Here is a 12,228-nt window from a genome sequence, read left to right as displayed (position 1 = left end):
CTATTAAAGTATTACTTTACTAATCTTAATAACAATGCATGATTCAAGCAAAAAACATTCATAAATATTACGACGACTTTCATGTTTTAAAAGGCGTAAATCTTCATATTAAAAAAGGAGAAATCGTATCTATAGTTGGGGCTTCAGGAGCAGGAAAAACAACACTGCTTCAAATTTTAGGCACATTAGATTCTCCTTCAAAAAAGGAAGATTGCGAGCTCGTAATCAATGGTGTGAATATTCAAAACTTAAAAGAAAAAGGTTTAGCAAAATTTAGAAACGAACATATTGGTTTCATTTTTCAATTTCATCAATTATTACCAGAATTTACGGCCTTAGAAAACGTATGTATTCCTGCATATATAAAAGGCGTAAAAACAAGTGAGGCGGAACCAAGAGCTAAAGAATTATTAGATTTTTTAGGATTATCTCATCGTCATAACCACAAACCAAACGAACTTTCTGGAGGAGAGCAACAACGTGTTGCTGTAGCACGTGCTTTAATAAACAATCCAGGTTTAATTTTTGCCGACGAGCCTTCTGGGAATCTGGATAGCGAATCTGCAGAACAATTACACAGTTTATTTTTTAAATTACGCGAACAATTCGGACAAACTTTTGTTATAGTAACGCACAATGAAGAATTAGCCAATTTGGCCGACAGAAAATTAGTTATGGTAGATGGAAATATTACAATCTAAAATAGAAACTTATGGTGCCATTTTAAAACAGTACCTGAAGTTTATTAAAAACCCCGAATTAAAGGAAGACAAAACTTTATTTGAGGGATACTCTAAAATCAATGTTTTTGTTACGGCTTTAATTGTCGCTTTTGTTTTAAATATTGGTTTTACCATTTTATTTTCAATTATTGAAGCCTTTGGCCTTGTTAATTTTGACGATCATGCTTCTGCACAATTATTTGAAGATTATCCGTATTACGTTGTCGTCTTGTTAGGTGTAGTCCTCGCCCCTATTTTAGAAGAATTGTTTTTTAGAGGCCCACTAACATTATTCAAAACGAAACATTATATATACGTATTTTATTTTTTTACTCTAGCTTTTGGATTTGTACATATCACTAATTTTGAAATCACTAGAAATGTATTGTTATTATCTCCAATTCTTGTGGCACCACAAATTATAATTGGTCTATTTTTAGGTGTGATAAGACTGCAATACGGACTAGTATATTCCATGTTATTTCATGCTATTTATAATGGTGTTTTAATTATTCCCGCTATATTTTTCCTTCCAAAATAATGACAAAAAAAGAACTAAAAGAATTCCTAGACGCCAAAGTTCTAGAATACAATAATCCTAAGTTTATTGAAAGTGACCCGATACAAATCCCGCACCTTTTTAGTTTAAAAGAAGATATCGAAATTTCCGGATTTCTTACTGCAACAATTTCTTGGGGAAACAGAAAAAGTATTATTAAGAATGCAAAACAGTTAATGGAATTGCTAGATCAATCGCCTTACGATTTTGTTATAAATCATTCTGAAAAAGATTTAGAAACTCTAAAAACATTTGTACACCGTACGTTTAATGGCGACGATTTATCTCAGTTTCTGATAAGTCTGAAACATATTTACACGCAACATAACGGTTTAGAAGCTCTATTTGCAAAACATGCTGTTACAGATTCTTTACAGCCAGCTATTCACGAATTTAAGCAAGTGTTTTTTGAAAACGGACATTTACAACGTACACAAAAACACATTAGCGATCCTAAAAAAAATTCAGCAGCAAAACGCATCAATATGTTTTTACGTTGGATGGTTAGAAACGATAATGCTGGCGTAGATTTTGGAATATGGAACAAATTATCTCCATCACAACTCTCCTGCCCTTTAGATGTGCATTCTGGAAATGTCGCCAGAAAATTAGGTGTGCTTACTAGAAAACAAAACGACGGTAAAGCATTAACAGAATTAGATGGCGCTTTACGAAAATTAGATAAAAAAGATCCTGTAAAATACGACTTCGCACTCTTTGGTTTAGGGGTGTTTGAAGGATTTTAAACTCTGTTTTATTATATTTATAATACGATTCCAATTCCTTATAAAAAACAACACGCTATGAAACATTATTTCACTGTTCTATTTACGCTCTTTACGGTTTGCGCCATTTCTCAATCTGTAAAAATCCCTATAGATACTATGGTTGTAACCACACATACAACTACTATTAAAAATAAAAGTATCTCATACACTGCAACAACAGGAACACAACCCGTTTGGGATAAAAAAGGAGCCCCAATAGCTTCATTATATTACACATATTACGAACGTAACAATGTTAAGGATAAAGCCAACAGACCTTTATTAATTTCTTTTAATGGCGGTCCGGGTTCTGCTTCTGTTTGGATGCATATTGCGTATACAGGTCCTAAAATTTTAAATATTGATGACGAAGGTTATCCCGTTCAACCTTATGGTGTAAAGGATAACCCGAACTCTATTTTAGACGTTGCAGATATTGTTTACGTAAACCCGGTAAACACAGGATATTCTAGAATGATTCCCGATAAAGATGGAAAATTACCTGAGCGCGATGTCTTTTTTGGTATAAATGCAGACATTAAGTACTTGGCTGAATGGGTAAATACTTTTGTAACTAGAAAAAACCGATGGGAATCCCCTAAATATATTATTGGCGAAAGTTACGGTGGTACACGTGTTATGGGCTTGGCTAACGAATTACAGTCTAAACAATGGATGTATTTAAATGGTGTAATTATGGTCTCGCCAGCAGATTATAAATTATACAGCACAGGACAACCTATTTATTCTGCTTTAAATTTACCTTATTTTACTGCTACTGCATGGTATCACAACGTTTTACCTCCAGAATTACAACAAAAAGATTTATTAGAGATATTACCAGAAGTAGAAGATTACGCCATAAATAACCTTATGCCAGCCATTGCTAAAGGTGGTTTTATTTCTCAAACAAAAAAACAACAAGTCGCAAAAAAAGTAGCCTATTATTCTGGTTTAACAGAAAAAGAAGTCTTACAAAGCAACTTAGAAGTGCCTAATAGTTATTTCTGGAAAGCTTTATTACGAGATAAAACAGGGCAAACTATTGGCCGTTTAGATTCTAGATATTTAGGAATAGACAAAACAGAAACGGGTATTTCTCCAGACTATAATGCAGAAATTAGCTCGTGGTCTCATTCTTTTACACCTGCTATTAATTACTACATAAGAGAGGAATTAAACTTTAAAACAGATTTAAAATATAATATGTTTGGAGATGTACATCCTTGGGATAAAAAAAACAACAATGTTAGAGACGGTTTAAGAGAAGCTTTAGCACAAAACCCGTATTTAAAAGTATTAGTTCAATCTGGATATTATGATGGAGCAACAACGTATTTTTCGGCTAAATATACTGTAGGACAAATAGATCCTAGTGGTAAATTTAAAGACCGTTTTACTGTTAAAGGTTATAGAAGCGGACACATGATGTACTTAAGAAAAGATGATTTAATTTCTGCTAATGATGATATTCGTGAGTTTATAAAAGAAGCATCTACTAACGGAAAAGCAGCAAAATATACTAAAGAATAAGGTTTTAAACACCTATTAATACTTAATAAGACGATTGGTTAACTATAAGTTTAATCAATCGTTTTTTTTTTATAAGTGAACTTGAAATCAGTAGTTAAGCTTATACACCAATGGCAAGTATATATAATTAATAGCATGCTTTAGTACGAAAGTTAGATCATTATATTTTCCTTAAGCAAACGAGAATTAAGCAATTAGTTATACATTGTATTTGTAGCAGTTATTTTGAAAATTTTAATATTTTATTTTCCAATTCTTGTAACTCTCCTTTAGGTTCATTTTTCCAAGTATTGTAGGCAACGAGTTTGTATAAGTTTTGTTGCGTGTTTCGAGTAACTTATTTAGTAAATAAAAAGTGAAGGGCGAAATTCTGGAGGAATTTCCCAAGTGAGCTAAAACCAGCAATAAAGTTTATACGGTGTTGAACGAATCCTCCCTATCGGTCGGAAGCCCTCCTGACTGATTCAGAATAAGTTATTCTTTTGTAAAAGTAATAGATTTATTAACTTATGGGTAAATTTTAAATCTATTATTATGTTAAAAAAAAAGTAAAACCATTGCTGAACGCGCCTTTTCAGATGTAAAGGATTTCAGTCATCTTCAAACCAAACTCGAACAGAGTTTTTCTATTAATGGCAAAGCCAAAAGCACTTTAAACAACTATCTCCGGTGCTTGGCACACTTAGCTTTGCATTACAACCGAAGTCCTGAAAAACTATCGGTAGAACACGTTCAGAACTATCTTTACCACTGCCAAAACTTCACAAAACACCTTCCGAGAGTTTCTTTAAACACACCATTTTCGGACTCAGAGCAGCCTACAAAGTGATGGGCATGGAAGCCAAACGTGTAGCGCTTCCTCAAATTAAAAGAGATATTAAACTACCATGTGTTCTAAATAAAGAGGAAGTTAAGCGCCTTTTAAAAGCGCCTAAATATCTTAAGCATCGTTTGATAATAGGTATGCTTTACGGCTGTGGATTGCGTAGCTACGAACTCTGTGCTGTTAAATTATCTGATCTCGATTTTGAGCGTAAAACCGTGTTTATTCCTAAGAAAAAAGGAAAAATAGATCGCTATGTGCCTTTGAGTCCGCTTCTGATTAGGGGATTAAAAAAATACATCACAACAGAAAACCCTCAGGGACATCTTTTTAATAGCCAAGTTTCTAAAGCTGGAGAATCACGCGGATTAACCACCAACGGTATACGCTGGATTATTAAAGAAAACAGAAGTAAAATAGGGAGTTCTAAACAGATAACTGCCCATACTTTACGGCACACGTTTGCTACACATTTATTAGAGTATGGTGTTGATATCGTCAGTTTAAAGGAACTTCTTGGACATGCACATATCGAGATGACACTCACGTATCTTCATGTTGCCAATTTGCCTAGTGGTTCCAAATTTTCTCCCTTGGATAAACTTTACGATTAATGTTTTGTAAACATAAAGTAGCTGACATTTTAGAAATGGAACAGCTACAGCTCAAAACATTGAGTCTGACCTCTTGGCATTACCGTGGGTTACAAGCCATAAGAAGGTGTCGCACCAAAGCTATGGGTGGCCATATTGATAAATGCGATTGTTGCCAAGCCTTACACATTAGTTATAACAGTTGCAGAAATAGACATTGCCCAACATGCCAGGGACACAAACGTGAACAGTGGATAAAAGCCAGAGAAGGCGAACTATTAAATGTGCCTTATTTTCATATCGTTTTTACGCTTCCAAGTGAGTTTAATACCTACGCCTGAGTCATGGTAAAGTAATTTATAGCAGTTTATTTAGAACCGCATGGCAAACCCTGCAACAGTTTGGAGACAACCCCAAACACTTGGGCGCTAAACTGGGTATGATTGCTATACTTCATACCTGGGGACAAAACATGAGCCTACATCCGCACTTGCATTGTATTGTTCCTGGCGGTGGATGGCGTAAATCAGGGACATGGAAAAGTGCAAAAAATAAAGGTAAATATCTATTCAATGTAAAATCTATGAGCAAGGTGTTTAAGGCTAAATTTATCTCTGAACTTAGGAAAAGTGAAGTAAAAATCCCAAAGAAAGTTTATAATACAGTGTACAGTAAAAAATGGGTGATCTATGCGAAACAATCTTTTAGAAGTCCAAAATATGTTATTGAATATCTAGGCAGATACACGCATAAAATTGCAATAAGTAACCATCGTATTATTGCTGTAGATCGTGAAAATAAAACGGTGACTTTTACCGCGAAAGATTACCGGCACCAAGCTAAAAAGATAAAGTTGACTTTGTCCAGTGAAGAATTTGTTAGACGCTTTGCTTTGCATATTTTACCCAAAGGCTTTACACGCATACGGCATTACGGTATTTTAAGCAGCAGCTGGAAAAAAGAGAAATTACCGAGACTACAAGCCGAACTGGCTTGTAAAAAGATAGTGAGTATTAAAACAGTCGAACCTGTTTTACACCGTCGTTGTCCCGTTTGTAAAAAAGGAAAACTACATACCATACTACTATTTAACGATCGTGGTCCTCCCGAAAATTGGAGGGTATTATTAAGAGATAAAAAATTAAATAGGGTCAATTAAAAAAAACAATCTGCAAGCGCGGACAGACCTCTCAATGGCTAAACTTAAAATTTAAGCCATTATAAAGTGAAATTATATTAAGTGTTACCGAAAAAAGAAACAATCTCTTCCAAATAAAGACTGATCAGCGTAGTTTAAACATGTAAACTACAATCGATTACCAAAGCATCCTTCCCTAAACATATCGTTTTTCCCATAAGAGACATCTTCTGCCGACTTCGTCAACACAATATTCAGCTCTGGCCTATCGGCGAGCCGAATACTTAGTTATTGTGTGTAGTTTTTATTTTAATTCAGTTTTTACTTTCTTTTCCAAACGTTCTAATGTTTGTATGTTATAAATAGAATCGCTATAACTTAACCATTCCTTAGTAAAATCAGAATAATATCGTCTATGCATTTTATCAAAATCGGATGGATATAATTCTGTTACATTTGATTTTCTTAAACTATTAACTTCTTTTTCCATTCTACGCCGATATGTTTCAAGTAAATCAAATTTAACTTGAGCTACTCTTAAATCTCTTGGGTCGGTTGTGTCAGATATTGTTGCGTTTTTAGGTTCAAAAACCGTGTGCGACCTGAATAAAATCGGGTCATTTGTATTAAATCTGGAATGAAGTCCAATTCTTGCGTCAAGATTTTTCAATTCAGGGTCAATTGTAAAATTAAAGTCGGAATATTTAAGTTTCCTGTTTTCTGTCCAAACAATTTTATCCTTAAGTGTCAAATATTCTGAAAAGTCATAATAGTAATTCATAAAAAACAATCGGAGTATTATAAATCCTAAGACGATAATTGAGATTACTATTATAATTTTCCGAGTTCTACTCATTTTTCTCAAATTACACACAACTTCTATTAAACCAATGTTTAGACCTCTCTATTAATACAATATATTTAAAACTTCATAGTGGTTCTAATATTAAAAACTCTAGGTGTTAAGTAATTAGGGATAGCGTATTGTGTTTTACTATATACATCGCGTACCCAAGTATTTGTAATAGAGTTTTGTACATCGAATACATTAAAAATTTCAAATCCTACAGACAAGTATTTAAAAGGCTTTTTCCAACCATTTTTAAATTCTTTATTCTCGTTTACAATAACATATTGTAATCCTAAATCTGCACGTTTATAATCTGGTAATCTGGTTTGGTAAACATAAGGGTCTGCATAACTAGGAGAACCACCAGGTAATCCTGTATTATATACCAGGTTTAAATACATTTTCATAGCAGGTATGTTTGGCACATAATCTTGAAATAGAGCACCAAATTTTAAACGCTGATCTGTAGGTCTTGCAATATACCCACGGTTATCTATGTTTTCTTCTGTTTTTAAATACCCAAAACTAAACCAAGATTCTGTTCCTGGTACAAAGGCGCCATTTAAACGTAAGTCTAAACCGTAAGCATAAGCAACAGCATTATTATTGGCAGCGTATCTAATACGAACATTGTCTACTGTATATGGGTTTACGTTTGTTATGTCTTTGTAATAAGCTTCGGTAGTTAATTTAAAAGGACGATCCCACATTTGGAAACTATAATCGTTACCCACAACAAAATGAACAGATTTTTGTGCCTTTACATCAGGGACAACTGTTCCTGCAGCATCTCTTAATTCTCTGTAAAAAGGGGGCTGATAGTATAATCCTCCAGAGACTCTAAACAACATATCGTTTTTCCAATTTGGTTTTATGGCAAATTGTGCTCTTGGGCTAAATACAGTTTGCGATGTTTTATTAATATCGTCTCCGCTTACAGTCCACGAATGGGAGCGAACCCCGGCGTTTACCCAAATTTCATGTTCTCCCATTTCAAAACGACGACTCCATTGTACATACGCTTGAATACGATTTATAGTTGTGTTGTTTGTTGCTCTTACATTCTGGTAGGCAACCAACGGACCTTCGTAAGCATTGTAAGGTTGGTCGTTAGGGACGTAATAATCTGGTGCATTTATAGAAAACCCTGCAGAGTCTATAACTTCCCATTCTACCAATCTGTCACGAATATCTTCATTGGTGTATTTTACAGACCAATTAAAATCGTTTCCATGAGTTGTGTACGTTCCTTTGTGTTCTATGTTTGTAATTAAAGCATCTAAATCGTTTCTTCCGTGATTAAGTTGTCCGCCAATACCTTCGCTATATTCTACTTCGCCTAAATTTTCACCTCCTATATCGCTATTTACTTCCCCTAATCTGTATTCTGCTAAAATATCAAAATACTCTTCTTCTGTAGTGTGATAGGTAGATCCTACTAAATGTAAACTTAAATTATCGTTAACATTGTACGTTGCATCTAAAGCACCAAAAAGAGTTTGGTATGTGTCTTTTTCTTCGCCTTCATAATATACAATTAAGGCTTGTGCATCGTCTATAGTTCCGAAATTAGTTTGGCGTGTTTCTGGCTCGTAATTGTATTTATTAATAGAAGCATTTCCTAAGAAATTTAAACTGAATTTATCTGTAAACTGATATGTAAAAAAGGTCTGAATATCTGCAAATTTAGGATCGTAATTGGTTTCTGTTTCTTTAGCATTTACCAATAAACTGTTGTCGCGGTAACGCAAACCTACAAGACTTGTAAATTTAGAATCTTTACTTATACCTTCTACAGACACGCTTCCGCCAAGTAAACTTAAATCTGCATTAACTCCAAAATCTATAGGTTTTCTATAGGTTATGTCTAAAACAGAAGACAATTTATCGCCGTATTTGGCTTGAAACCCTCCGGCAGAAAAATCTACATTCTGTACCATATCTGTGTTTACAAAACTTAATCCTTCTTGTTGCCCAGAACGGACTAAAAACGGTCTGTAAACTTCAATACCATTTACATACACTAAGTTTTCGTCGTAATTTCCGCCACGTACAGAATACTGTGTACTTAGCTCGTTATTACTACTTACACCAGGAAGCGTTTTTAAAAGGTTTTCTATTCCTGGATTTGCTCCCGGTATTTTTCGAATTACGGTAGGGTTTAAAGTCACTATTCCTTGTACGTCTTTACGTTTTGTTCCCGATAAAACCACGGTAGCAATTTGTTCTACTTTGGTATTCATTACGGGATTAAATTCGAAAATCTCGCCATCTTTTAAATTAAAACTTGCCGTAATAGATTTAAAAGAGAGATGTGTAAATACTATTTTTACATTTTTGCTATGAGGTATTTTTATAATATAAAACCCATTCTCGTTAGATTGTGTTCCCTGTGACCCCGCATTAATATTAACGTTAGAAATTGGCTGATTTTGTTCGTCTAAAATAACACCCTGTAAAGTTCCGCTTTGGGCTACCGCCATAAAAGGAATTAAAAAGTAGAGTACGTTTAAAAAGAAATGTTTGTAGTTAGTATGTATGTTCATTTATTTTCTATGAAAACTAGCTTCAAAAGTAGAACTATTTCCTACATTATCAGTCACAATTAGTTTAAAATCGTTTTGCCCTTCTACGGTTTTCTGATCGCTAAAATGGTACGTTAAAATGTTTGTTTTATACTCGTATTCCATTAAAACCCATTTTCCATTTATGGTTGCTCTATAATCTGAAATACCAGACATATCGTCTTCAATTTCTACTTCAAGTGTTTTAGAGCTGCTTAACCATTGGTTGTTCTTAAAATTAAGCGCTTTAATGGTAGGTGCCACAGTATCTGAAACTAAGGTGTAATAGCCTAAGTCTTTAGTATAAGTATAAAGTGTATTGTCTTTTCTTAAGGTTTTAGAATAACTTGGCCATTTTTTATATCCAACTAATTCGGCAATAAAAAGGTTGTCTTTATCGGCTTCATTGTATTTAGAAATATCGAAGGCTACTCTAAAGTTTTTTCTAGCGGCATACCCAATAGGAAGCAATTGCAAAGTGTCGTTAGCGACTTTAAAATCTAGAAAGAAATTATCGTAAAACGTATTTTTGTACATGTTTACAGTTACATTTTCTTCTTCTAATGTAAGCGACTTATCTTCATAGATATAATAAGGAGTAACTTTAGGCGTTTTAGTTAACACATCAGGATTCTTTTTTCCGTTTATAGATACTGTAATCCAACTTGCGTTTCCTTTAAAATCACTCACTTTAATTTTATAAACACCAGAAGTACTATCTGCAATGGTTAAATACCCACGATCTATAGTGTTTTTATATAAACTTAATTCGTTATTTGTATCGATAAATAATTTCTGAATATGATCTTTATCTTTTTTATAAATATCAAAATCTATTAAACGGTTAATATCGTTGGTCTCTAAGAATGAGAATGATTTAAAATCGATTTCAAAATTAGGATTCCCATTAAATTGGGTTTTAATAGTGTAAACGCCATTTTTGTTATTAGCTAAATCTTGCTGATCTACGGCTTCAACCCCAAGACCAATTTTTCCAAAGGCCTGAATAGGTCCTGCTGTAAAATTACCATCTGCTTGTTTTCTAAGTCTAATTTTTTGCTTGCTATTAGAGTTGTTAATCTGTGCATCTTCGCTAATTGGGTATGCATATAAACCACTAATTAAAGGTTTCTTGGTATCTTTAGTTGTAATACCAAATAGCATTGGGTTTAACGGATGTTCGTTTTTATCTCTAATTTCGAAATGTAAATGCGGTCCGCCAGAACCTCCTGTGTTTCCACTGTAAGCTACAACTTCTCCTTTTTTTACTAATAAAGCTTTAATAGGAGGGTATAATCCTATTGCGTAAGATTCCTTCTCGTATTGTTGCTCTTTTAAATAAGCTTCAATTTTAGGCGCTAATTTAGACAAGTGTGCATATACCGTTGTATATCCGTTAGGATGAGTTATGTATAGTGCTTTACCGTAACCAAAAGGTGAAATGTTTATACGACTTACAAAACCATCTGCAGCAGCCAAAACCTTTAACCCTTGGCGATGTTGCGTTTTTATATCCATTCCAGAATGAAAATGATTCGCTCTTAACTCGGCAAATGTTCCTGCTAAAACAATAGGAATTTCTAACGGATCGCTAAAATAATCTTGAGGATAAGGGTTTTGTGAAAATAAAACAAAAGGTATTAATAAAAATAAAAGGAAGGGAATTCGCATATATTATAATTGAGGCACTAAAGTAATTATTTGTAGTCAATATGCAAAGTATAATATTACATTAGGCTCACATCATATTGATAATGAGAGACAACAAACTATTTTAAATTTTATATCTAAAACAATTGTTATTTTTAATAAGGTATGTTAACTTTGTGAGATAAGTATGGTAATTGTAAATGAGTAATATTGAAGAAATTGTAGATGCTCTAGAAGATAAAATTAGCAAAATGCTACACAAAGTTGTTGCGTTACAGCAAGAAAATGCTAAATTAAAAGAGGATTTACAACAATCTCAACACCACCTTCAAAATAATAAACAAGAAGTTGAAGCTTGGGTAGAAAAATATGAAGCACTCAAAATTGCAAAAAGCATGCTTGGCAGTGACGATAATACAAAGGAAACAAAGCTTAAAATAAATTCATTAGTTAGAGAGATAGATTATTGTATTTCACAACTCTCTGAATAATGTAATTATAAATTGATTTATGTCAGAGATGCTGAAAATTAAACTTTCTATCGCCAATAGAGTATATCCCTTAACCATTGCCCCAGAGCAAGAAGAAGGGTTACGTAAGGCAGCGAAAGAAATTGAAGCGATGATAGCACAATTTGAGCAAAGTTATTCTGTTAGGGATAAACAAGATGTTTTAGCCATGTGTGCTTTACAGTTTGCATCTCAAGTAGAACAAAAACAAATAGATAAAGAATCGATTAGTGGACATGTAGAGGAGAAGTTAAACACTTTAAATCGCTTGTTAGAGAACCAATTGAATTCTTAACGATCTTTAAAATAAACAAAGTTACTGCCTGTATTGGTCATTTTTTTGATAAACTCAACGTTATTTCTTTTAAAGAGGGTGAGTTTAAGTTGTAAAAGCGTGCTGCTAATATTGAACTTGTTCAATGTTTGGGCAGATACTTGATCAGCTTGTTAGCCCTAAACTTATTTTTAAGGAGTTTATACAAAACACAGATCCAATACAGGCTTTTTTTATATATTAATA

The 12,228-nt window shown here is 33.5% G+C and carries 11 protein-coding genes, 1 other RNA gene and 1 pseudogene; 10 read left to right on the top strand and 3 right to left on the bottom strand.

All coding sequences use genetic code 11. From position 1 onward, the window contains the following. The first annotated feature begins 38 nt into the window (after window positions 1-38). From GQR95_RS10705 to GQR95_RS10680, 7 genes and pseudogenes are all read left to right on the top strand, one after another. Window positions 39-701: an ABC transporter ATP-binding protein gene (locus GQR95_RS10705; protein ID WP_159023148.1), complete on the top strand. Its 663-nt coding sequence runs from the start codon at window positions 39-41 to the stop codon at window positions 699-701. Further along, entirely contained in the window at window positions 682-1,263 is a 582-nt protein-coding gene (locus tag GQR95_RS10700; RefSeq protein WP_159023147.1) for a CPBP family intramembrane glutamic endopeptidase, read from the top strand. Before GQR95_RS10705 ends, GQR95_RS10700 begins: the two co-directional genes overlap by 20 nt. After that, on the top strand, window positions 1,263-2,027 hold the full coding sequence (locus GQR95_RS10695) for a TIGR02757 family protein (RefSeq protein WP_159023146.1): 765 nt from the start codon (window positions 1,263-1,265) through the stop codon (window positions 2,025-2,027). The genes GQR95_RS10700 and GQR95_RS10695 overlap by 1 nt, the downstream gene beginning before the upstream one ends. A gap of 57 nt (window positions 2,028-2,084) precedes the next feature. Next, entirely contained in the window at window positions 2,085-3,581 is a 1,497-nt protein-coding gene (locus tag GQR95_RS10690) for a S10 family peptidase (protein ID WP_159023145.1), read from the top strand. Window positions 3,582-4,137: 556 nt separating this feature from the next. Beyond that, window positions 4,138-4,410, top strand: coding sequence for a phage integrase N-terminal SAM-like domain-containing protein (locus tag GQR95_RS16815; protein WP_370514551.1), 273 nt, complete (start codon window positions 4,138-4,140; stop codon window positions 4,408-4,410). Between the two features lie 5 nt (window positions 4,411-4,415). Further along, a complete protein-coding gene (locus tag GQR95_RS10685) occupies window positions 4,416-5,018 on the top strand; it encodes a tyrosine-type recombinase/integrase (protein WP_233265918.1) in 603 nt (200 codons plus the stop codon). Continuing rightward, a pseudogene (locus tag GQR95_RS10680) lies at window positions 5,018-6,156 on the top strand (IS91 family transposase). Before GQR95_RS10685 ends, GQR95_RS10680 begins: the two are co-directional and overlap by 1 nt. 283 nt (window positions 6,157-6,439) lie before the next feature. On the opposite strand, the gene GQR95_RS10675 reads toward GQR95_RS10680, so the two are convergent. From GQR95_RS10675 to GQR95_RS10665, 3 genes are all read right to left on the bottom strand, one after another. Further along, on the bottom strand, window positions 6,440-6,916 hold the full coding sequence (locus GQR95_RS10675) for a hypothetical protein (protein WP_159023144.1): 477 nt from the start codon (window positions 6,914-6,916) through the stop codon (window positions 6,440-6,442). Window positions 6,917-7,056: 140 nt separating this feature from the next. Next, entirely contained in the window at window positions 7,057-9,531 is a 2,475-nt protein-coding gene (locus tag GQR95_RS10670; protein WP_159023143.1) for a carboxypeptidase-like regulatory domain-containing protein, read from the bottom strand. Beyond that, a complete protein-coding gene (locus GQR95_RS10665; protein ID WP_159023142.1) occupies window positions 9,532-11,220 on the bottom strand; it encodes a M23 family metallopeptidase in 1,689 nt (562 codons plus the stop codon). A 179-nt stretch (window positions 11,221-11,399) separates the two neighbouring features. Here GQR95_RS10665 and GQR95_RS10660 point away from each other — a divergent pair, with 179 nt between their 5' ends. From GQR95_RS10660 to ssrS, 3 genes are all read left to right on the top strand, one after another. Beyond that, the gene (locus tag GQR95_RS10660) at window positions 11,400-11,690 is read left to right on the top strand and encodes a hypothetical protein (RefSeq protein WP_159023141.1); all 291 of its coding nucleotides are present in this window, start codon (window positions 11,400-11,402) and stop codon (window positions 11,688-11,690) included. Window positions 11,691-11,709: 19 nt separating this feature from the next. Further along, window positions 11,710-12,003 carry a cell division protein ZapA gene (locus GQR95_RS10655; RefSeq protein WP_159023140.1) on the top strand — a complete coding sequence of 98 codons (294 nt, stop codon included), beginning with the start codon at window positions 11,710-11,712 and terminating at the stop codon, window positions 12,001-12,003. Window positions 12,004-12,055: 52 nt separating this feature from the next. Beyond that, window positions 12,056-12,184: non-coding RNA, 6S RNA (gene ssrS, locus GQR95_RS10650), on the top strand. Window positions 12,185-12,228 lie beyond the last annotated feature (44 nt).

The sequence above is a fragment of the Formosa sp. L2A11 genome (genome assembly GCF_009796865.1).
Lineage (GTDB): Bacteria > Bacteroidota > Bacteroidia > Flavobacteriales > Flavobacteriaceae > Formosa.
This window is presented reverse-complemented; position numbering and strand designations above follow the sequence as displayed.